The organism is Limnohabitans sp. (assembly GCF_034680285.1).
In the GTDB taxonomy this organism is placed as follows: Bacteria; Pseudomonadota; Gammaproteobacteria; order Burkholderiales; family Burkholderiaceae_C; genus Limnohabitans_A.
On the sequence record NZ_JAXITC010000003.1, the window covers coordinates 1 to 21,749 of the forward strand.

The 21,749-nt window shown below is 55.1% G+C and carries 19 protein-coding genes and 1 tRNA gene; 9 read left to right on the top strand and 11 right to left on the bottom strand.

The features are described from left to right. The first annotated feature begins 58 nt into the window (after nt 1-58). Nucleotides 59-135 (top strand) — tRNA-Asp (locus tag SWE17_RS03255). A gap of 185 nt (nt 136-320) precedes the next feature. Here SWE17_RS03255 and metK read toward each other — a convergent pair. Next, a complete protein-coding gene (metK, locus tag SWE17_RS03260; RefSeq protein ID WP_322991703.1) occupies nt 321-1,502 on the bottom strand; it encodes a methionine adenosyltransferase in 1,182 nt (393 codons plus the stop codon). 176 nt (nt 1,503-1,678) lie between these two features. Between metK and SWE17_RS03265 the strand changes: the two genes are divergently transcribed. Together SWE17_RS03265 and SWE17_RS03270 are read left to right on the top strand one after the other, a co-directional pair. Then, nucleotides 1,679-1,900, top strand: coding sequence for a SlyX family protein (locus tag SWE17_RS03265; RefSeq protein WP_019430677.1), 222 nt, complete (start codon nt 1,679-1,681; stop codon nt 1,898-1,900). Between the two features lie 18 nt (nt 1,901-1,918). Beyond that, nucleotides 1,919-2,971 carry an RNA methyltransferase gene (locus SWE17_RS03270; protein WP_322991704.1) on the top strand — a complete coding sequence of 351 codons (1,053 nt, stop codon included), beginning with the start codon at nt 1,919-1,921 and terminating at the stop codon, nt 2,969-2,971. On the opposite strand, the gene SWE17_RS03275 is transcribed toward SWE17_RS03270, so the two are convergent. Together SWE17_RS03275 and SWE17_RS03280 are read right to left on the bottom strand one after the other, a co-directional pair. Further along, complete coding sequence (locus SWE17_RS03275; RefSeq protein ID WP_322991705.1) at nt 2,952-3,848, bottom strand: DMT family transporter; 897 nt, start codon at nt 3,846-3,848, stop codon at nt 2,952-2,954. The genes SWE17_RS03270 and SWE17_RS03275 overlap by 20 nt on opposite strands. A gap of 13 nt (nt 3,849-3,861) precedes the next feature. Continuing rightward, nucleotides 3,862-4,359, bottom strand: coding sequence for a methylated-DNA--[protein]-cysteine S-methyltransferase (locus SWE17_RS03280; RefSeq protein WP_322991706.1), 498 nt, complete (start codon nt 4,357-4,359; stop codon nt 3,862-3,864). 262 nt (nt 4,360-4,621) lie between these two features. On the opposite strand from SWE17_RS03280, the gene SWE17_RS03285 reads away from it, so the two are divergent. Then, a complete protein-coding gene (locus SWE17_RS03285; RefSeq protein WP_322991707.1) occupies nt 4,622-6,025 on the top strand; it encodes a phosphomannomutase/phosphoglucomutase in 1,404 nt (467 codons plus the stop codon). Nucleotides 6,026-6,039: 14 nt separating this feature from the next. On the opposite strand, the gene SWE17_RS03290 is transcribed toward SWE17_RS03285, so the two are convergent. Together SWE17_RS03290 and SWE17_RS03295 are read right to left on the bottom strand one after the other, a co-directional pair. Then, a complete protein-coding gene (locus SWE17_RS03290) occupies nt 6,040-7,296 on the bottom strand; it encodes a 3-deoxy-D-manno-octulosonic acid transferase (protein WP_322991708.1) in 1,257 nt (418 codons plus the stop codon). Continuing rightward, complete coding sequence (locus SWE17_RS03295) at nt 7,293-8,660, bottom strand: 3-deoxy-D-manno-octulosonic acid transferase (RefSeq protein WP_322991709.1); 1,368 nt, start codon at nt 8,658-8,660, stop codon at nt 7,293-7,295. The genes SWE17_RS03290 and SWE17_RS03295 overlap by 4 nt, the downstream gene beginning before the upstream one ends. Nucleotides 8,661-8,775: 115 nt before the next feature. On the opposite strand from SWE17_RS03295, the gene SWE17_RS03300 reads away from it, so the two are divergent. Genes SWE17_RS03300 through SWE17_RS03320 form a run of 5 tightly spaced genes read left to right on the top strand, consistent with a single transcriptional unit; the run spans nt 8,776 to nt 14,061 of the window. Then, a complete protein-coding gene (locus SWE17_RS03300; RefSeq protein ID WP_322991710.1) occupies nt 8,776-9,459 on the top strand; it encodes an acylneuraminate cytidylyltransferase family protein in 684 nt (227 codons plus the stop codon). Nucleotides 9,460-9,470: 11 nt separating this feature from the next. Further along, nucleotides 9,471-10,517: an N-acetylneuraminate synthase family protein gene (locus tag SWE17_RS03305; RefSeq protein WP_322991711.1), complete on the top strand. Its 1,047-nt coding sequence runs from the start codon at nt 9,471-9,473 to the stop codon at nt 10,515-10,517. Beyond that, nucleotides 10,514-11,659 (top strand): UDP-N-acetylglucosamine 2-epimerase, encoded by a 1,146-nt coding sequence (gene neuC, locus SWE17_RS03310; protein WP_322991712.1) that lies wholly within the window; start codon nt 10,514-10,516, stop codon nt 11,657-11,659. Before SWE17_RS03305 ends, neuC begins: the two co-directional genes overlap by 4 nt. 9 nt (nt 11,660-11,668) lie before the next feature. Further along, complete coding sequence (locus SWE17_RS03315; RefSeq protein WP_322991713.1) at nt 11,669-12,946, top strand: O-antigen ligase family protein; 1,278 nt, start codon at nt 11,669-11,671, stop codon at nt 12,944-12,946. Next, nucleotides 12,943-14,061 (top strand): rhamnan synthesis F family protein, encoded by a 1,119-nt coding sequence (locus SWE17_RS03320; RefSeq protein ID WP_322991714.1) that lies wholly within the window; start codon nt 12,943-12,945, stop codon nt 14,059-14,061. Before SWE17_RS03315 ends, SWE17_RS03320 begins: the two co-directional genes overlap by 4 nt. Here the strand turns inward: SWE17_RS03320 and SWE17_RS03325 are convergent. From SWE17_RS03325 to SWE17_RS03350, 6 genes are read right to left on the bottom strand one after another with little or no spacing between them, the layout of a single operon-like run. Beyond that, nucleotides 14,058-14,966 carry a hypothetical protein gene (locus SWE17_RS03325; RefSeq protein ID WP_322991715.1) on the bottom strand — a complete coding sequence of 303 codons (909 nt, stop codon included), beginning with the start codon at nt 14,964-14,966 and terminating at the stop codon, nt 14,058-14,060. The two genes, SWE17_RS03320 and SWE17_RS03325, sit on opposite strands and share 4 nt — an antisense overlap. Before the next feature lie 9 nt (nt 14,967-14,975). Next, nucleotides 14,976-16,292 carry a TolC family outer membrane protein gene (locus SWE17_RS03330; protein ID WP_322991716.1) on the bottom strand — a complete coding sequence of 439 codons (1,317 nt, stop codon included), beginning with the start codon at nt 16,290-16,292 and terminating at the stop codon, nt 14,976-14,978. A 35-nt stretch (nt 16,293-16,327) separates the two neighbouring features. Further along, nucleotides 16,328-16,657, bottom strand: a complete 330-nt coding sequence (locus SWE17_RS03335) for a rhodanese-like domain-containing protein (protein WP_322991717.1) — start codon at nt 16,655-16,657, stop codon at nt 16,328-16,330. A gap of 7 nt (nt 16,658-16,664) precedes the next feature. Next, the gene (locus tag SWE17_RS03340; RefSeq protein WP_322991718.1) at nt 16,665-17,324 is read right to left on the bottom strand and encodes a protein-L-isoaspartate O-methyltransferase; all 660 of its coding nucleotides are present in this window, start codon (nt 17,322-17,324) and stop codon (nt 16,665-16,667) included. Nucleotides 17,325-17,365: 41 nt separating this feature from the next. Beyond that, nucleotides 17,366-20,581, bottom strand: coding sequence for an efflux RND transporter permease subunit (locus SWE17_RS03345; protein WP_322991719.1), 3,216 nt, complete (start codon nt 20,579-20,581; stop codon nt 17,366-17,368). Nucleotides 20,582-20,594: 13 nt separating this feature from the next. Next, nucleotides 20,595-21,731 carry an efflux RND transporter periplasmic adaptor subunit gene (locus tag SWE17_RS03350; protein WP_322991720.1) on the bottom strand — a complete coding sequence of 379 codons (1,137 nt, stop codon included), beginning with the start codon at nt 21,729-21,731 and terminating at the stop codon, nt 20,595-20,597. Nucleotides 21,732-21,749 lie beyond the last annotated feature (18 nt).

Genomic DNA, 21,749 nt, shown 5'->3' on the forward strand with positions numbered 1-21,749 from the left:
CAAGTTTTGTAGCACTTGGTCAGTTTGCATAGCACTCTGACAAAAGTTACAGCTACCAGGAGTGGTAGTTCAGTTGGTTAGAATACCGGCCTGTCACGCCGGGGGTCGCGGGTTCGAGTCCCGTCCACTCCGCCAAAAGCAAAAAACCGCTGTAAATCTTTGATTTGCAGCGGTTTTTTCATTTCCGGCTCAGATTTTCAAGTGCGCTCGCAGGTTTCAATCTGCAGAGCCTGACAACGAAGCCAGATCATTGAAAAAGCCGCTCAACTTGCGCCGAGCGGCTTGGCTTTTGATGGGCGTCGTCGCCCATTTTCAAGAAATTACAGACCCGCAGCGGACTTCAATGCGGCAGCGCGGTCGGTACGCTCCCAAGTGAAGTCTGGCTCGTCGCGACCAAAGTGGCCGTAAGCGGCAGTTTTGCTGTAAATGGGGCGGAGCAAGTCGAGCATCTGAATGATGCCTTTGGGGCGCAAGTCAAAGTGCTCGGCCACCAAGGCTGAGAGCTTGTCGTCAGAGATCACGCCAGTACCTGCCGTGTTCACCGTGATGTTCATCGGGCGCGCCACGCCAATGGCGTAAGCCACTTGCACTTGGCACTGTGTGGCCAAGCCAGCAGCGACGATGTTTTTGGCCACATAGCGTGCAGCGTATGCGGCAGAGCGGTCCACCTTCGATGGGTCTTTGCCTGAGAATGCGCCACCGCCGTGAGGGCATGCGCCGCCGTAGGTGTCCACAATGATCTTGCGGCCCGTTAAACCGCAATCGCCCTGAGGGCCGCCGATGACGAAACGGCCTGTGGGGTTGATCAAATACTTGGTGTCTTGCAACCACTCTTTGGGCAAGACGGGCTTGATGATTTCTTCGATGATCGCTTCGGTGAAGCTGGCTTTCATCTTGGTAGCCGACTCGCTTTGGTCAGGGCTGTGTTGGGTGGACAAGACCACGGTGTCGATGCTGTGGGGCTTACCATCCACGTAACGCATGGTCACTTGGCTCTTGGCGTCTGGGCGCAAGAAAGGCAAGCGGCCGTCTTTTCGCAACTGGGCTTGACGCTCTACCAAACGGTGTGCGTAGTAGATGGGGGCGGGCATCAGCTCAGGGGTTTCAGAGCAGGCGTAGCCAAACATCAGGCCTTGGTCGCCCGCGCCGATGTTGAGGTGGTCGTCAGACGCGTGGTCCACGCCTTGCGCGATGTCGTTGGATTGCTTGTCATAGCAAACCATGACCGCGCAGCCTTTGTAGTCGATGCCGTACTCGGTGTTGTCGTAGCCGATGCGTTTGATGGTGTCGCGCGCGACCTGGATGTAATCCACATGGGCGTTGGTGGTGATCTCGCCAGCCAACACCACCAGACCCGTGTTGGTCAGGGTTTCGGCAGCCACGCGTGAACGTGGATCTTGCTCGAAGATGGCGTCCAAAATCGCATCGGAAATCTGGTCTGCGACTTTGTCGGGGTGACCTTCCGAGACGGATTCAGAAGTGAAGAGGAAATTACTGGACATGAAAAAGGCTCCTTGTTGAGAGAGGTTGTTCGGCGTTGCCGACCCTGTAAACCCGGAGCCTGGCGAACGCTTTAGCAGAATTTATAAATCGCCCTGCAAGTAGTTCAGGTAACTCGGCGATGGACAAATTATAAAAGAAGGCAGAGCCCTCTTCAAAATCATGTCCAATACAGCCCATGGATATCCCAACCCCAATAGAAAACCGCTTGGTTGACCTCGAAATCAAGGCCGGTTTCACCGAAGACCTGCTGGACCAGCTCAATGCACAGGTCTACCGACAGCAGCAACAGATTGACGCGCTCATCCAAGAGTTACGTCAGATGCGTGACCGACTGCCCGAGTCAGGCGGCGGTGCCGAGATGCGCAATTTGCGGGATGAAATTCCGCCGCATTATTGAAGGCAGTTGTTGACGGCCATGCACAGCATTCAAGACATCCGCGACCACTTGCGTGCGCTTGGGGCGAACGCCCTTCACGAGCAGCGTGTGCTGCGCCTGTGGGTGCAGGCCAAGCCGCAAGACAGCGGTCGCAGGCCGCTGCAAAGCTTCATGCCCACCGCAGTGCGCGAGGCCTTGCCTGCGCTCAGCACCACGCTGGCAGGCTTGGCCACGCTGCTTGAACAACACCCAGGTCAAGACGGTTCGGCACGTTTGCTGGTGGGCCTTCAGGACGGTCAGACCGTCGAAAGCGTGCTGCTGCCGCGCGATGGCTTGTGCGTTTCATCCCAGGTGGGCTGTGCAGTCGGTTGTGTGTTTTGCATGACCGGGCGAGAGGGGCTGATCCGTCAGGTGGGAAGCGCAGAGATCGTGGCGCAAGTGGCGCTGGCCCGTACGCTCAGGCCTGTCAAAAAAGTGGTGTTCATGGGCATGGGTGAGCCCTCGCACAACTTGGACGCGGTCATGGAGGCCATTGACCTGCTGGGCACCGTGGGCAACATTGGGCACAAAAACTTGGTGTTTTCTACCGTGGGCGATGCGCGGGTGTTTGAGCGTTTGCCGCTCGGCCTTGTGAAGCCGGCACTGGCGTTGTCGCTGCACACAACACGGGCCGACTTGCGTGCCCAGTTGCTGCCCCGGGCGCCCCGCTTTGACCCGCAAGATTTGGTGGAAGCAGGTGAAGCCTATGCCCGCGCCACGGGTTACCCGATTCAGTACCAGTGGACGTTGATCGAGGGCGTGAACGACAGCGAGGAAGAGATCGACGAGATCGTGCGACTGCTGAAGGGCAAATATGCCCTTATGAACATGATTCCCTACAACGCTGTGCCCGATTTGCCTTTTGCGCGGCCCAGTTGGGCGCGAGCGGCCGAGATCGCACGCAGCTTGCATCAGCGGGGCGTTTTGACCAAATTGCGTCAGTCAGCGGGACAGGATGTGGACGGTGGCTGTGGGCAGTTGCGGGCTCGCGAGGTGGTTCAACGTGAGCAGAAGGTGCACGTTCATCGCCCTTTCAGCGCCCCGGCAACTTGACCAAGCCACTGGACAGGGCCGTACCCGCCAAGATCACCCCACCGCAGAGCAGCATCCCGGCGGTGACGGTTTCACCCAAAAACATCACGCCATAGGCGATGGCAAAAACCGGGACCAAAAATGTGACCGTGAGGGCTCGGGCAGGCCCTGCGGTTTCAATGAGTTTGAAATACAGGATGTAGGCGACACCTGTGCACAGCACCCCCACCACCAGCAAGGCCCACCAGGCCGAGGCGCTGGGCCCGTGATCAGGTCGGAACCACAAGGCAGGCAAGGCCAATGCCAGGGTGGCTCCTATTTGGCTGCCCGTGGCGGTGACCAAAGGGGGTAGGCTGGGGATGTGTTTTTTGGTGAAGCTGGCCGCCAACGCATAACAAGTGGTGGCCGCCAGACAAGCCAAGACAGCCCAAGCGGGTGCGATACCCGAGGCATTGGGTTTGAAGCTGGCTTGCCCGCCGGCCAGCAGCAGCACGCCACCAAAGCCGACGGCCAGGCCCACGGTGCGCGACACGCTGGGCTTGTCGCCCAGCCAGAACCAGGCGACGAGTGCTCCAAACAAAGGCACTGTGGCGTTCAGGATGGATGAAAACCCGGTGGTGATGTGCATCACCGCAAAAGAATACAAAGCAAACGGGATGCCGCTGTTGAGGACACCCACAAACATCACCGGTTTCCAATGCCGACGCAACTCAGCCCAATGGCCGTTGGCCAGCATGATGGGCAGCAAGAAGACAGAAGCAATTGCAACCCGAATGGCGGCGGTGGGCAGTGCGCCCAGCTCGATGGAGGCGACGCGCATGAACAAGAAAGAAGAGCCCCAAATGGCGGCCAGAATCAAGAAGTCGGGTAGCCAGCCTTTGGCGTGAGGAGAGGTCATTCGGTGTGGATTTTCAAGAAAGCGGGTGGCCTTCGAGTTGCAGGAGCGCACGTTTGCGCTCTAGGCCACCAGCGTAGCCGGTGAGGTGACCTGTGCTGCCCAGCACCCGATGGCAAGGCACGATGATACTCACAGGATTACGCCCCACCGCCGCGCCCACAGCCCGAACGGCTTGAGGGTTGTTCAGGCGCAAGGCCAGTTGGCCGTAGCTTTGGTGACTGCCTGCCGCAATGGCCAGCAGCGCTTTCCAAACGGCTTGCTGAAAGGCTGTGCCGCGAGACAGGTCCAGCGGCAGATCGAACACGGTCCTGCGCACGGCAAAGTAATCCTGCAACTGCGCTGCAGTGGCACGCAGCAGCGGGTGGTCTGGCGCGGGCTGCCAGCCTTGGATGACCTGCGTTTGCGGGCCATGGCGTTGACCTTCAAACCAAACGCCACACAAGCCCCGATCGCTGCAGGCGAGGGTGAGTTCGCCCAAAGGGCTGTCGATGAGGGTGGTGTATGTGTTCATGGCTTCTCCGGCGAGGGAAGTGATGGGGTGAGGCGTGTGCAGGCGGCCATCCTTGTTTTGAAATGCGCATGAGCAGTTGGATGGGTCGGTGGGCTGACTGTCTGAAAACGGTGCCTGAGGGGGTTGCATGTGAAGGATGTTAGTCCCCAAAACCAAAAGCACTGGACATTTCAGGACATGGTGTTTCGAGCCTGTTTCGAAATACCGGCCGGGCATTGAGACCTACAATTGAGACACCTTACTTGAGTACAAACGGTTCCACATGCAAGTTACTGCCTCCATCTTCAAAGCCTACGACATTCGGGGTGTGGTGCCATCCACCCTCAACGAGTCGCTGGCCGAAGGTCTGGGCAAAGCTTTTGGTACCCAAGCGATGGCGGAGGGGCAGACACAAGTGGCTGTTGGGCGTGATGGCCGCTTGAGTGGACCCGGCCTCTCGGCGGCGCTGATTCGCGGGCTGGTGGCATCGGGCATCCAGGTCATCGACATCGGAATGGCCACCACCCCCATGCTGTACTTTGCGGCCAACACCGTTTGCCAAAGTGGCATTCAGGTCACTGGAAGCCACAACCCTAAGGACTACAACGGCTTCAAGATGGTCTTGGCCGGTCGTGCCATTTACGGTGACGAGATACAAGCGTTGCGCCAGATGATCGAGGCTGAAAGCTGGAAGTTGTGTGACGGCGGCAGCGTCAAATCGCTGAATGTCTTGACCGACTACACACAGCGCATCGTGGGTGATATCGGCTTGGCGCGGCCCATGAAGATTGTTGTGGATTCGGGTAACGGCATCGCGGGTGCTTCGGCCCCTGCCATCTTTCGTGCGCTGGGCTGCGAGGTGATCGAGTTGTTCAGCGAAGTCGATGGCGAGTTCCCCAACCACCACCCTGATCCCAGTAAGCCCGAAAACCTGCAAGACCTGATCCGCACTTTGCAAAGCACCGATGCCGAGCTGGGCCTGGCGTTTGACGGCGACGGCGACCGTCTGGGTATCGTGACCAAAGACGGCCAGAACATTTACCCCGACCGCCAGATGCAGCTGTTTGCCGAAGACGTGCTCAGCCGTGTGCCCGGCGGCACGATCTTGTTCGATGTGAAATGCTCACAGCGCCTCGCCCCGGCCATCGAAGCTGCAGGCGGCAAAGCCTTGATGTACAAAACCGGTCACTCGCTCATCAAGGCCAAGATGAAAGCCATCGAGGCCGAGGGTGGCCAAGCCCCGTTGGGTGGTGAGATGAGTGGGCACATCTTCTTCAAGGAGCGTTGGTACGGTTTTGACGACGGCACCTATGCGGGATGCCGATTGCTGGAGATCGTGAGCCAAGCGTCCGATGCCAATGCAGTGCTGAACGCTTTGCCCAGCAGCTTCAGCACGCCTGAGCTGAACGTGGCTTGCGCAGAAGGTGAGCCGCATAGGGTGACGAAAGCCTTGCAAGCCCAAGCCGCTAGCGTCTTCAGTGCCCCAGCCCATGTTTCTGACATTGACGGCCTGCGGGTGGATTGGCCCGATGGCTTCGGCTTGATTCGCGCTTCCAACACCACGCCGGTGCTGGTGTTGCGGTTTGAGGGACAAAACGAAGCGGCCTTGCGCCGAATCGAGACCGACATGCTGGCTTTGCTGCGTTCAGTCAAACCGGATGCGCAGGTGGGCGCCTCGGCCCATTGATCGACGGGAAATGGTCAGTCAGTTTGCGCCAACCTCAGCAAACTTTTTAGCGGCTCGAGGGTCTGTTGGGTGCTTGTCACCGTGCGCGGTGTTGTTTGTTGCCAAGTACGAGAGATGGCTTGAGCCAGATCCTGAATTTCTTTGACCTCTTTGCTCATGCCTTGCGTGTCCAAGTCTTCGTAGCTTTCAGCAAAGTTCCAGACGTTCGGTCCGTGCAAAACATGACAGCCCAGGGCTAGCGCTTCGTGTGGGTTGTGTCCACCTACAGGCGCCCAAGACCCACCCAACATGGCCACTGGAGCCAGCCGGTACCACAGGCCCATTTCACCAATTGTGTCGGCGATGTAAACCGAATCGTCTTCGCAAGGTAACTCGACCGATGTGCTGCGCAATAGGGTGCCTTTTGGACACAAAGTCTGAACTTCTCCGCCACGAGCTGGTGCTCGAGGCGCTATCAGCAGCAATGCGTTGGGGTGTTGCTGGCGCAGCAACTTATGAACCTGCAATGCCAGTGCTTCTTCATCAGAATGGCTGGACGCAAGTAGCCAGACATGTCTGCCGAGAAGGCTGGCCCGCCATTGGGTCAGTTGATTTTCATCACAGCCCAAAGGGGGCGACAGCGTTTTGATGGTGCCTGTGACCAAGATGCTTTCAGGCTTGGCGCCCAGAGCAATCAGTCCATCGCGTGTAGCGGTATTTTGTGCCCACAGGCTTTTAAATCCGGGCAGCAAGGATTTGTAAATGGCACGGCCCCAGCGTCGTTTGGACAAAGCGGCGACGTCGAGTCGGGCGTTGACTAACACATGTGGAATGCCGCGTTCGGCGGTGGCATGTATCAAGGCGGGCCACAGGTCCATTTCGCACCAGACAGCCAGTCCAGGCCGCCAGTAGTCCAGAAAACATGCCACGGTGGCTGGCGTATCAACGGGGGCGAACTGATGGAGGCATCTTGGCGGTAAACCTGTTTTGTGCAGTGCGTCACCCGAGGTGCGGGCCGTGGTGGTGATTAAAAAGTGTGCCTCGGGCCACTGTTGACCCATTTGTGCGAAGAGTCCAGCCAAAGCCATGGCCTCTCCTACACCCACGGCGTGTCCCCACACGAGCGGGCCTTCTGGCCTGTGGACGGGTGCTTTCATCCATTTTTGATCAAGGCTTTGCTGCGTTTCCTTGCCGCGCTGCAGCCGTTTTTCGAGGGCCCAGCGCCATAGGGGCGTCATGGCTTTGGCCAGCCAAAGGTAGCTTTGCAAGGCCCAAGCGCCTTGGTCACTCATGTCTCAGCTTCCAACCACGGGACCAGCACGGCCATATGCTTGGCAGTAGACCCTGCATGCTCGGCATAAAACTGCTCAGCGCCTGCCATGGCCTTTGCGTAGGCCCCTGGTGCCGTCAGCAAATGGACCATGGCCTGTGCCAGTGAGGGAATATCCATGTGCTGTTGCAATACACCAGCAGCTAGAGCTTCCACACCTGGGTATTCAATGCCCCAAATGCTGTGGCCCACCATGACGGGCTTTTTGAGGGCCAGAGGTTCGATCACGTTGTGGGCGCCCATGGGCACAAAAGAAGCGCCAACCACCACGACTTGTGAGAGTGCCAGATAAAAGTACATTTCACCCAGCGAGTCACCTAAAAGTACATCTACGTCACGCAAATCTGTGTTGGCGTGACGCAATTGCCACTGGGCATCGAATACTTCACTGCGGCGAAGCGTCTGCAGGCCAGCCGACTGCAACAGCTCATGAACGATGTCGAACCTTTGTGGACTGCGCGGCACATAGACAAACAGCGGTTTGGTTTTGCCTGCAGCAGCCAAGCCCTGCTGAATCTGCTGCATGGCGTCGATGAATTGTTCGTCTTCTCCCACAATGGCACTTGCAAATGCAACGACGGGGCGCTCCATCAAGCCCAATTGCCAATGTTGAACCCAAAGCGCGGCTGCGGCGATTTGTGACGTTGAGATCGGCAGGTCAAATCGGGTTTCCCCAACCACCTCAACCCGCGAGCAGCCGACTTGCCTGAAACGCGCTGCATGGGTTTCAGATTTGCACATCACCAATTGGTAGGCAGGAAACAACTTGGCACGAAAACCACCCCAGCGCTGCAAATCGCGCTCTATGCTTTTCTTGGGGTATTGGGCATTGGCCATGCACAAAGGCAAGCCCTCATGGCGTATGGTGTTCAGCAGCACCGGCCAAGTGTCTATTTCGGTCATCATGGCGCAGCGGGGTTGGACATTCCGAATGAAGCGCGTGACCGAACTACGCCACTCGAAGGACAGATAGGCGACCTGTGCCCGTCCCTGTGAAATATCGGTTTCCAGTAGTTTTTGTGCCGCGGTACGCCCTGCAGGGGTCAACGTGGTGACCAATACCGAGTAGCCCGCATCCAAAAGGGCGCGTACCAACGGTGCTGCCCCTCGGATTTCCCCCATGGATGCCGAATGGATCCAGATGGGATTTTTCAGCCGGGTGGGCACAATCCCCCAACGCTCTGACCAAAACTGTCGGTAGAGTGGCTCTCGCTTTCCCCTTTGCCACAAGAACAGAAGGTAAACGGGCAAAAGCACCACCCAGAGGGCTTGGTACACCCCAATGGCCAGGCGCATGCCCCAAGAGCTTGGAAAGCGGGAATTCATTTGAAAGGCTTGAAACGGCAGGGCCACTGGATGTTGCGTGAAGGCAGGGATATTCAAGAGGGGTGCATCAGTATACTTAGCGTCTACTGCACCTAAGCCATACACCTGCTTCCATATGACCTCTTCGCGCTCTCCTTGGACTGCGGTCATCCCCTTACGAGGTGGCTCCAAAGGTTTGCCGGGCAAAAACACGCGCTTACTCGCGGGCAAGCCCTTGTATCGCCATGCCGTGGATCTGGCTCTAGCCGCTGGTGCTCAGCGGGTCATCGTGACGACCAATATTCCTGAAGTCTTGTCAGCTACTTTGCCAGCTGGTGTGCAAACCGTCGAGCGACCTGCTGAATTGTGCGGTGATGACGTTCCAATGGCGCCTGTGCTGGCGCATGCCCTCCAGTGTGCAAGCTGCGAAGGTACCTTGGTCTTGCTGCAAGCGACCTCTCCTTTGCGCGAAGTGGTTGATGTTCAGGCTGCACTGGATGTGTTTGACACTGGACAGCATGAGCTGGTGATGTCGGTCACAGAAGCCGATCGCGGCGTTCTCAAATGGGGGCTAGTGGAGGGCGACCGCTTTGTGCCACTGAGCGATCCGATTCACTGCTTCTCCAATCGGCAGAGTTTGCCGCCTGTCGTGCGTCCAAATGGCGCGGTTTATGTGATGCAAGCCGAGTGGTTTTTGGCCAGCGGCAGTTTTGTGAGTGAACGCATTGGCCTCGTGCAAATGAGTCCTGAGCGCAGCCAAGATATTGACACCTTGGCCGATTTTGAACGTTGCGAAGCAGCGCTTGCCATTCAGAAATAAGGAAAAAAGTGATGAGAATTGCAAATCGGGAAATTTCCCTCAAACATGCGCCGCTGGTTATTGCTGAAATCGGTATCAACCACGGTGGCAGCTTGGAGGTGGCCAAAGCCATGGTAACCGCAGCGCATCTGGCCGGTTGCGAAATGGTTAAGCACCAGACCCACTTCGTGGACGACGAAATGACCGACGAGGCTAAATCGATTTTCCCGCCCAATGCCGACAAATCGATCTGGCATGTGATGCAAGAGTGCGCTCTGGGCAAAGACGACGAAATCGCTTTGAAAAAGCATGCCGAGTCTTTGGGCATGCTTTACATCTCGACACCCTTCTCACGGGCAGCAGCTGATTTTCTCAACGAAATCGGTGTAGCCGCATTCAAAATTGGATCGGGTGAATGCAACCATTTGCCCCTCATACGGCACATCGCCCGTATGGGCAAACCTGTGATCATGAGCACGGGCATGCAGACCATTGAGAGCATGAAGCCTTCCGTGCAGATTCTTGAGGACGCTGGCATTCAATATGCCCTGCTTGAATGCACCAACCTTTACCCCTCGCCCCCAGAAATCGTCAGCTTGCAAGGTGTGACCGATTTGCGCCGGGCATTTCCGAATGCAGTGGTCGGCTTTTCGGACCATAGCATCGGCCCAGAAATGGCTCTTTCTGCCGTGGCTTTGGGGGCTTGTATTTTGGAGCGTCACTTCACAGACACCCGCTACCGCAAGGGTCCGGACATTTCCTGCTCCATGGACCCTGCAGAGTTGCGTTTCCTGATCGACCGTTCAAAGGAAATTCATACCGCATTGAACAACCCCAAAGTGAGAACAGCCCCCGAGGAAGACGTTTACCGGTTTGCCCGTGGTTCGGTGGTGGCCGATAAAGACTTGCCCGCAGGACATTTGGTGACCGAATCGGACATCTGGGCACGCCGACCCGGTTCGGGCGAGATTTCTGTGCAGTACTTCGATCGGTTGATTGGCAAACGCTTGACCCAGCCTGTTAAGCGAAACCAGCAACTGTGCTGGGCGGATTTTGATGGCCTGGAGAAACCCGAATGACGTCAACCGATGCGCTCGTCACGGGTAAAAAATTGTTATTTGTGACGGGTACCCGGGCAGACTTTGGCAAGCTCGAACCCTTGGCGCATGCTGCACAGCAAGCCAGTTTTGAAATCAGTTTCTTCATCACCGGCATGCACATGATGAAGCGGTATGGTGAAACACGCTTGGAAGTTAAACGATTTGCAGGTGCTGAATTTTTTGAATTTGTGAATCAACGCGAGGGGGATGCCCTGGACTTCATCCTGTCCAAAACCATTTTGGGGTTTTCAGATTTTGTCCATGAACACCGCCCGGACCTGGTCATCATCCATGGAGACCGGGTGGAGGCGCTTGCCGCCTCCATTGTCTGTGCCATGCGTTACATCCCTTCTGCGCACATTGAAGGGGGTGAGGTGTCAGGCACTATCGACGAAAGCATTCGACACTGCAACACCAAACTCTGTGCAACACATTTTGTGAGTTCTGACGCTGCACGGCAGCGTGTGCTGGCTTTGGGTGAAGCGCCAGATCGCGTTTACAACATTGGGTCACCGGAGTTGGATACGCATGCACGTCCATCTGGTGTGACGATTGAAGAAGTGAAGTCTCGATATGCCATTCCGTTTGATGACTATGGGATTGTGATTTTTCATCCTGTCACATCCGAAGTGGACACCATTGGCGCTCAAGCCCAATCTTTATTTGAGTGTCTCAAAGTCAGCGGAAAGAACTTTGTTGTCATTGCGCCCAACAACGATCCAGGAACAGATGCCATTTTTAAATTAATCGAGGCCTTGCCTAAGGAGCGTTTCCGCCTGATCCCTTCGATGCGATTCAATTATTTTTCAGAATTGATGAAAAATGCTTCGGCCATGATTGGTAACAGCAGCGCAGGAGTCAGAGAAGCCCCCTTTTTAGGTCTGCCAAGTTTGGATGTGGGGAGTCGACAGAACAACCGTGCCCTGGCGCATTCTGTGACTGTTTGCAATGCGTTAGATGTCGAAGGCATAAATCGGTTCCTAGACACTTGTTGGAACAAGCGATCAAGAGCAGATTCGAGTTATGGCGATGGGCAGGCCATGCGCCATTTCGTAGAGATCATGAGCAGTCCGGATTTTTGGGGCAAGTCTGACCAAAAAGTTTTTCATCAATCGGATTGACGTTTGGGTATGCCAATTTTGAGCTTTTTGTCTAGACCCAGCAGCTGGGTTTTGTTGTTTGTATTTACCTGCCAACTGATTTTTACTTCTCCCGAGTTGATCCTTGTGGGAATGGCGTTGATGGGTTCCGTGCTATTTTTCCGAGATCACAAACGGTCTTTGGTTGTTGATTGGACAGGTTCTGATGCGCGCGCCTTGTGGCTTGTCCCCATTGGTTTCGCATCTGTCTTTTGGATCAAACTGTTGTCAGCTTCATGGGCACTGGACTCTCAGCAGGCCATTGACAATGCTTTCAACAGCATCCATTTCTTACTCTGGCCGGCGTTGGTTCTTTTTTTTCGAAAAGCAAATGTATCTGTCCGGCAGACTGAGTCGTGGGCTGCTGCCAGCATGATTGTGCTGATGATTTGGTACCTGGTTGCGAGACTGTTTTTCCCTTCATCAGTCGATGCCCAATGTTTCAAAGCTGGGGCTCATGACTGTGGCCTGCTAGGGCAAACCATGGCATTCATGCTTTTGTGGTTGTTTATTGCAATGACTCGACCTGATATACAAAAGACAGAAAAGGTGTACTTGATCTCAGCCTTGGTGGCTGGATGGCTTGCATTTTTGGGCACTTTGCGCAGAACCGAATTGCTCGGCTTGTTATTGGGCATGAGTGTCGTCTTGTTATGGCGCTTCAAAAAAAGCTTTTCTCTTAAAAAAGCAACGATTTCTCTTGGACTCTGTGTGCTGCTCATGATGATGGCTTGGCCAGTGGTGAATCCACGATTTTCAATTGTGGCTCATGAGGTAGGCTTGTATCTTGAAGGTGGGGTTGCCCGCGTACAAGCGCTCAATACATCCGTTGGGGGTAGACTGGAAATGTATCGGATTGCTTTGGAGGCCATTCAGGAGCGACCATGGTTCGGCTGGGGTGCTGGACTTAAACCAATCCATGTGCCTCAATTTGCGACCGATCCTTCCAATCCATATGGTTACAGTAATTTTCATCAGCAATACTTGCAGGTGGTTTTGGAAGTTGGCGCGCTGGGGGCAACCCTCGCACTGGTCCTCTTTGTCTACTTGATCAGAAGGATGGTCGCCATTCCATGGCAACAAGGGCACAAAGAGCTTTCAGCCATACTTGCCGCATTATTTTTTACGTATGCTTGGAAAGCTTTAGCAAATGGGGCATTGCTCTACAGCGTGACCAACAGTGTTTTCGTGTTTTTCAGTGCTTTGATTTGGGCGGAACTATTGAAGTTTTCGACACAACTGCCGCAGGCAGCAGAGGTTAATCGGTGAGCATCGCTTGGTGGAAGATTCAGCGAGAACTGCGCCGTGTGGGTGGCCAATTGCTCGAGCCCTATCGTCAATTTCGGGATGCTTTATTGCGTGTGGATTACAACATACGGCGTTCCGAATACGTCAAACACTATGAGGGCGATGCGCCTTGGACGCCACGTGTCGCTATTTTTTTGATATTCCAACCACATGGAATCGCTGAGTCGGTTATTGAGACTTGTGTGTATTTGCGACGGCAGGGCTACGCGTGTGTGCTGGTTTCCAACGGCGAGTTGACGGAACCAGAAAGAAATCGTGTTTCAGGTTTTGTCTCTCATGTCATCGTTCGCCCAAATTTTGGCTACGATTTTGGAGGGTATCAAGAGGCGGTTCTTTGGTTGCGTCAATCTGCTATTCAACTGGAAAAGCTATTGCTGATGAATGACAGTGTTTGGTTCCCTGTCATTCGAAATTGCACGTTTTTGTCTGATATGGAAAAAGCGGGAGCTGATGTGGTAGGGGCTTTGTCAGCTCAACGGGGTCGGTCACAACGCCATCAACGCCAGTTGTTTTACGCATCATTCATGATCCTGTTTTCAGGAAAGGTGTGGAGATCTTCTGAATTTGAAGACTTCTGGATCAATTACCGCCAAACGAGCAGCAAACCAAGAACCATCAGGAGTGGTGAGCGCAAGTTATCCGCATTGTTTATTCATGATCAACGATTCACGCACCATGCGATGGTTGATCAGCAAACTTACCAAAGTTTGGCGGAGAGCCAAGACGCTTCCTCATGGCCTTTCTTAGCCCAAGAGTTGGTTGTCATGGATCAAACCTTGGAGCAGGAAGGAAAAGCATTGCTGTATTGCCAGGACGAAAACGTCGTGACTCGCTGGAGGGACTGGTATGCACGTTTGATTGATTCACAAAATATGTTTGCTTGTGCTCAAACGGCTTTGGTTTTGAGATCAGGTGTGCCTTTTATTAAAAAAAGCAAAGATCATCACAACTTGCTGGTTCTACAGCGAAGTATTGAAGCTTTAAAGGCCACAGATCAACTAAAGCCAGTAGTCTTGGAGGAAATTCAGACTCATGTGAAAGCCTATTTCCATCAAACTGGCGCCGATGCGCGTTAATTTTTTGTTTTGAGGAATTGGTAGAAGTTCAATATTTGACCTCGAAAACCGCCCATTGTTCGTTCGCTCCAGACCATCTTTCGAAATTTGTTGTCTGTCACGACTTCCCCCTCGCTTAACGAAACCAGACTCTCAGGCTTAATGAGCAAGCCATTGAGCGTGATCGCTGCCAGCTTGGCGCGACGTGCCCGAACCCATGGCAATTGGGCTTTGACATACAGCCACCAACGCCAGGGAAACATGAATTCCCCTGGGAACTTGACGATCAAACTGTTGGGTAGCTTTTTCATATGGGATTGAGCAACCCAGCTGATAAATCGTTCATCAGCCACCATAGGCCGAAAGCTCAGATCAGGGTGCTGGCCGTACAAACTGCGAAATGTTTCGGAAACGTAATGGCATTCTGCAGGATGGAAAACGACCATGGACGAATTGCCACGAGCGTAATTTTTTTTGTTGGTCCACTTCCAAATTGTTCGACCGATAGGGCCAAAAGGAATGATCGCGCTGGGCAACATGGCCACAGTCTGGCGTGTGTCCATCAGCTGCAGTCCTGCGCTGATATCGCCAAGGACGATGGTGTCAAGATCGATGTAAATGCTAGGAAGGTCTTCTGGCAAAACACCTTTTTCAAACATGGCGAGCTTTGCTTGGCAGCCGCCTTTTTTGAATTGAGGGTTCAGAAAAAAGGGTGGGAAGTCGCGAGTGATAGCGTCTGAGCGCAAACCAAGTTTGGGTTGGTCGCAGATCAGCACAAAACGTGGCGAAGATGGTGCATGTCTTTCGATTTGCGCCATCAGATGGTTGATGAGTGTGATGGGGTATTTATCACCCCAACACACCATCACGCACTGCCAATTTTTGACAGTTTCTTGGACGCTAATTCGTTGGTCTGCCGTGTCCAAAGGAGGGCCTTATTTCACAAGCAAATCGTTGACCTTTTGCAATTCTTCCAGCTTCAAAACCCCTGCAGCTTGGCTCAGTTTCAGTTGACCCAACAGAACGTCGTACCGCGCTTTGGCCAGATCGCGCTTGGTCTGGAAGAGTTGGCTTTGGCTGTTGAGCACATCGATGTTGATGCGCACACCGACCTGGTAACCCAGTTTGTTCGCATCAAGTGCACTTTGGCTAGAAGCCTCTGCTGCTTCCAAAGCTTTGACTTGCCCTAAGCCTGATTGCACGCCGAAAAATGCTGTCCTTGTGGCCTGCGCGACGGTGCGTTGTGCAGCGTCTAAATCATTTCGTGCTTTTTCTTCCAATGCTGTAGTTTCTTGAATCCGGTTTTGTGTGGCATGGCCAGCGTACAAAGGCAAGTTGAAGTTCAAGCCAATGGTGCCGACGTTGTTGTCTACACGCGAAGTTAAATTGCCGTTGCGGTAGCGCGTTGCACCGAATGATGCAGTCAAGTCCAAAGTGGGCATGTGCCCAGCTTTGGCTTTTTCGGTTTCGAGTTGGGCCACTTCCAGTGCAACGCGAGCTTGCGCAATGCCAGGATTTTGTTCAGTGGCTTGTTGAACCCAAGTTTGCACATCGCCATTTGCCGCAAGTGCCAAGTTGGCGCCAGATTTGAGGGCGAGGGGTTGGGCATTTTGGGTGCCTACCGATTGGTCCAGCGCCAATTTCTTGACGCGCAAATCGTTTTCGGCAGCGATTTCTTGGGCCGTCACCAAGTCAAAACGCGCTTGTGCTTCGCGCGTGTCGGTGATGGTGGATGTACCCACTTCAAAGTTGCGCTTCGCAGCAGCCAATTGTTCGGACACTGCGATTTTTTGGGCTTTGACAAACGCCAGACTTTCTTGGGCCGTCAGCACATCAAAGTAGGCTTGGCTCACCCGGACGATCAAGTCTTGCTCTGCTGTTTTCAGTTGAGCTTGGGCCAAATCAAGCTGTTTCATGCCTTGACGGTAGCCAGCCGTATTGGCGGGGCGAAACAGGGGTTGGCTGGCGCTGAGGGTTGCACTACGGGTGCCAAAGCGCGCGTCGCCAGCAGAGTTCAATTGGTTGGCGTAATCGGATTCACTGAGTGTGGCTCCCATGCCTGCAGTCGGGCGAAGCAAAGCTTTGGCTTGTTCTGCCTTGGCCAAGTTGGCTTGATACTGCGACTGAGCCGCCTTGAAGTTGGCGTCGTAGCCTTTGGCCGCTTCATAAAGCTGGGCCAAGCTTTGGGCTTGAGCGGCTCCTGTTATGAAAGCCGTCAAAGAGAGGGTCAAAGGCAAAAGACGCAGTGTCATGGGGAGTTCTTTCAGAAATAGGAGAACAACGAGGCTCAATAAACGGGAATGGTTGGGTCAACTTGTGCCGACCAAGCATGAATACCACCAGCCACATTCACGACTTGGAAGCCGTGTTGAAGTAAAAAATGCGCCACTTGCATGCTACGGCCCCCATGGTGGCACAAGCAGGCAATAGGTATAGATTTGTCCAACTCAGCCAGGCGTGCTGGAATGTTTTGCATGGGCATGTGCATCAGGTCAAGACCTTCAGGCTTGGCGCTGGCGGTTTGCACTTCCCATCCTTCGCGCACGTCCAACAAAACAGGGCGCTGACTTTGTTGACTGGCCCATTCGGCCACTTGAGAGGGGTAAATCTGTTCCATGGTGGTCTCAGAACTTGAAGTGGGATGGCTCGGCAAAACCGGAAAGGCGTGGCGCGTTGCAATCCCAGGGCTCGGTGGTGGTCCAAGTGGTCTCCGTGTTGCGGGTGATCACTGTGGCACGCATCATGGGCTCTTGACCCACGATGGCCACCAAACGACCGCCCAGCGTCAGCTGTTGCAACAAAGTGGCAGGTACTTCAGCGACAGAGCCATTGAGCACGATCACATCAAACGGACCGTCGGTGTTTGCACCTTGGCTGCCATCGGCTTGACGGACAGTGACATTGGTCACGCCTGCTTTTTGCAGGTTGGCTTGGGCTTGCTTGGCCAGGCCAGCATCAATTTCGAGACTGAGCACGCTGGCGGCTTGGTGGGCCAGCAAAGCGGCCATGAAACCCGAACCGGTACCCACGTCGAGCGCTTTGTCTGTTGGCTGTACCGCCAGATCTTGCAAAAGACGGGCCTGAACACGCGGGGCCAACATGACTTGGTTGGGCGCGCTGCCCAAGGGTATCTCCATGTCGACAAAAGCCAGTGCTTGATGCGCCAAAGGCACGAAATCTTCACGGCGTACGGTGGACAGCAGCGCCAAAACTTCGGGATCGAGCACTTCCCAAGGGCGGATTTGCTGTTCAATCATGTTGAAGCGGGCTTGATTCATGTCCATGGCTTACTCCTGCGGGGGTCTTGTTCAAATAATCGATGATTTTAAGGGGCTGGCGTGTCATCACCCTGACGCGCTGGGGCCAAACCAGCTTTTCGTCGAAGCCATTGGGCCAAATCGTCCATATAGCAATAAACGACGGGCACCACCACCAGGGTCAGCAGCGATGAGGTGATGACCCCGCCGATCACGGCCTGTCCCATGGGGGCTCGCTGCTCCGAGCCTTCGGTCATGGCAAAAGCCAGTGGCACCATACCAAATATCATGGCCAAGGTGGTCATCAAAATAGGGCGTAGACGCACTTTGGCAGCCATCAAAAGCGCCTCACTGCGTGCCATGCCCGGAATCAGGCGTCCTTGGGCATCGGTTTGGTCTTCCCGGGCCCTGATGGCAAAGTCCACCAGCAGAATCGCGTTTTTGGTCACCAAGCCCATCAGCATGATCACGCCGATGATGGAGAACATCGACAAGGTCGAGCCGAACGCCATCAGCGCCAATACCACGCCAATCAACGTCAAGGGCAGGGCGGTCATCAAGGCCAGAGGTTGCAAAAAGCTTTTGAACTGGCTGGCCAAAATCATGTAGATGAAAATCACCGCCATGGCCAAGGCTGTGAGCGCATAGCCAAAAGATTCCGCCATGCTCTTGGTGGAGCCTCCAAACTGGTAGCGGTAGCCCGGAGGCAGGTTGGCGTTGTCCATGATTTTTCGGATGTCTGCGGAAACTTCGCCAGCAGCGCGGCCGATGGTGTTGGCGTTGATGGCCACTTCGCGCGTCAGGTCGCGGCGGTTGATCTGGTTGGAACCCGTTGACTCGGTGATTTTGGCCACTTGGCCCAAGCGAACAACGCGCGGGCTGCCGTCTGGTCCGTTGCCCATGACAAAGGGCAGGCGGTCCAAGTCTTGGGTAGCGTTTCGGCTTTCGGGCGACAAGCGGACGATCACGTCGTAGGTTTGGTCATCAGGGGCTCGCCAGTTGCCCACCGATTGGCCTGCAACCAAAGTACGCAGGGGCCCAGCGATCTGAGCTGTGCCCAAACCCAAGTCAGCCGCTGAGTCACGCAATACCTCCACGCGCAAGGTCGGCTTGTTGGCTTTGACACTCGAATCCAAATCCACCAAACCGGGTATGTCGCGGACTTTTTCCATGACACCCAAAGCCAGGCGCTCCAACTCGCGCTGATCGGGGCCTTGCAATGAAAATTCCACCTGTTTGTTGCCACCCACCGAGTCCAAAAGGCCGACGTGTGTGACCGTGATGCCTGGGACTTGGCTCAGACGTTGTCGCAGCACGCCCGACATCTCGTCGACATTGCGTTGACGGTCCTTGCGGTCAACCAGTCGCACGTAAATGCTGGTGTTGTTTTTGCCAAGAGCATTGCCCGTGTTGAGCGTGGCCAAGGTGTAGCGCACTTCTGGCAACTCGCGGATGATGGCTTGCACCTGTCGGGCTTTGGCCTCTGTGGCCTCAAGGGAGCTGCCCACGGGGGTCTGAAAATTCACGGTGGTTTCAGAGAAGTCCGCTTTGGGTACAAACTCGGTGCCAACAAAGCGAAGCATCACGATGCTCAAGGCAAAAATACCGATGGCCAGCAAGACCGTTTTGCGCTTGTGCACCAAGGACCAAGCCAAAATCTTTTGGTAGCCCTCGGCCAGTTGGTCGGTTGAACGGTCAAACCAAGCCGTGACCCGGCCAATGGTTTTGTCGTAAAAAGTCAATGGCTCTTGCCGCTTGCCGTGCGACTCGATACTGGGGTCATGCCAGATGCTAGACAGCATCGGGTCAAGCGTGAAACTCACAAACATCGAGATCATCACAGCCGCTACGATGGTGATGCCAAACTCATGGAAGAACTTGCCGATGATGCCTTCCATGAAGCCAATCGGCAAAAAAACCGCAACGATGGAAAGGGTGGTCGCCAGAACCGCCAGCCCGATTTCTTGTGTGCCCTCCAAAGAGGCTCGGTAAGCGTCTTTCCCCATCTGCACATGGCGCACGATGTTCTCACGCACCACGATCGCGTCGTCGATCAGCAAGCCCACGCACAGAGACAATGCCATGAGCGTGATCATGTTGATGGTGAATCCGAACATTTGCATGAACATGAACGTGCCGATCAGTGAGATCGGTAGCGTCAGGCCCGTGATGACGGTCGAGCGCCAAGAATTCAAAAACAGGAAAACAATCAACACCGTCAGGATGGCCCCTTCGATGAGGGTGCGTCGCACGTTGTCCACGGCCACGCGAATCGGCCTGGAGCCATCGGTGATGGGCTCGAGTCGGATGCCATGGGGTACTTGGCCTTTCATAGCAGCCACGGTTTTGACCAAACCATCGATCACATCAATGGTGTTCTCGTCCTGTGATTTTTGTACAGTCAGCAGCAAGGTGCGTTGACCGTTGTAAAGGGCCAGGGTTTCCAGCTCTTGGGACCCGTCTTTCACCCGCGCCACTTGGGACAAACGTATCGAGGTGTTGCCTTTGCGGGCCACGATGATCCGCTCGAAATCTTCGGGGCGCTTCATCCGCGACTCGATTTGCACCATCCGTTCCTGCTCGAGGGAGCGGATCGCACCGACGGGCAGATCTTGGTTTTCATTGCGAACCGCGCTGACCACTTGCTCTGCCGTCACGCCCAGCGCTTCCATGGTAGAGGGTTGCAGATACAAGTTGATCTCACGCCGCGTGCCGCCCACCAAAGAGACCGAGCCCACACCACGGACGTTTTCCAAGCGTTTTTTCAGCACTTGCTCTGCCCAGTTGGTCAGTTCTACCGCACTCAGTGCGGCATGGGGTGTGGCGCTTGTGGCATCTGTCGGCGCACTGGGCACCACGGCCAAAGACCAAATGGCGCGAGCGGAAGGGTCAAAGCGAAGCACCTTGGGTTCTTTGACTTCGGTGCGCAACGAAGGGCGAATGGCCGCTACTTTTTCGCGCACATCTTCGGCCGCCTTGCGGCCGTTGATGTTCAGCTGGAACTCAATGACCACCACCGACTGGTTTTCGTAGCTGCGCGAGGTGAGGGCGCTGATGCCCGCGATCGAGTTGACGCCTTCCTCAATCTTTTTCGACACTTCGCTTTCAACGATTTCAGGCGAAGCGCCAGGGTATTCGGTGCTGACCACCACCACCGGAAAATCGATGTTGGGAAATTGATCAACCTTGAGGCGCTGGTAAGAGAACAAGCCCATGACCACCAAGGCCAGCATGACCATGGTGGCAAAGACGGGGTTTTTCAGACTGACACGGGTGAACCACATGGCGGGCTTTCCTTTAACGCACGCCGGGTGCGAACTTCACCTGGGTGCCTTCACGAACGGCGCCTGCGCTGGCTGTCAATACCTGTGTGCCCTCGGTCACACCTTGAACCTCCACCCAAGTCAAGGTGAGTGCGTTTTGTGTTTGCTCTGTGCGTGTGCCGGTTTGTACCGTGACGTGCTTGACTTGTTCTCCATCGATGACCTGCACATAGGCTTGCGGTTTGTCGGTGCGCACGCTGGCCAATGGCACGGCCAAAGCCCGGGTGCTTTTCGTGCCCAAATTGCCTTGTGCAAACAGGCCTTGTCTCAGACCCTCCTCTCCGGCAATGCCCAGGAAGACCAGCACGCTGCGGCTGCCTGCTTGGGCGCTGGGACTGATCCGTAAAACTTTGGCGCTCACGGATTCCTCTAAGCCCTCGATGGTCATTTGGGCGCGCATGCCTGGGCGCACCAAACCTGCGTCTGCGGCTGGTAAAGCGGCTTCCAATTCGAATTGACTCAAGTTGACGACTTCAACAATTCTTCCGTCGATCGCCATGCGTTCGCCCGGTTGCGCCAAACGCTGGGCCACCTGGCCGCTGATGGGTGAACGGACAATGCCATCGTCTAGAGCTTTGCGGGTCACATCGTGAGCAGCCACGGCGGCCAAATGGGTGGCTTTGGCACCATTGAGGCTGGCCATCGCATTTTGCAAAGCGGTCGGCGAAATGAAGCCTTGGTCCATCAATGCCTTGTTGTTGTCATATTGTTTTTGCGCAATGTCCACTTGCGCGCCCGCTGCATCGGCCTGTTGTTTGGCTTGACGCTCCCGCGCTTGGTATTCGGTCGGGTCGATCCGGGCGATGACTTGACCCGCCTTGACCAGGTCACCTTCACGCACCGTCAGGTCCATCAATTCCCCCACCACGCGTGCCTTGACCATGGCGCTCTGGCTTGCCTTGAGCGTGCCCGAGACCTGGAGCCCCAAAACCATGTCCATGGCCTGAACTCGGACGATATCGCTGACACTCAATTCAATCGTGCTGGCCGTGGGGGCCTGGGATTTGACCGATGTGGTGTTGGTTTGAGGAGGGTTCATCCAACGCATTGCGCCAGCCAGCACGGCTGCAGCGGCGATGGCGGACAAAATCCAGAAAGTCGACTTTTTCATGGTGTATGGCAAATTCTG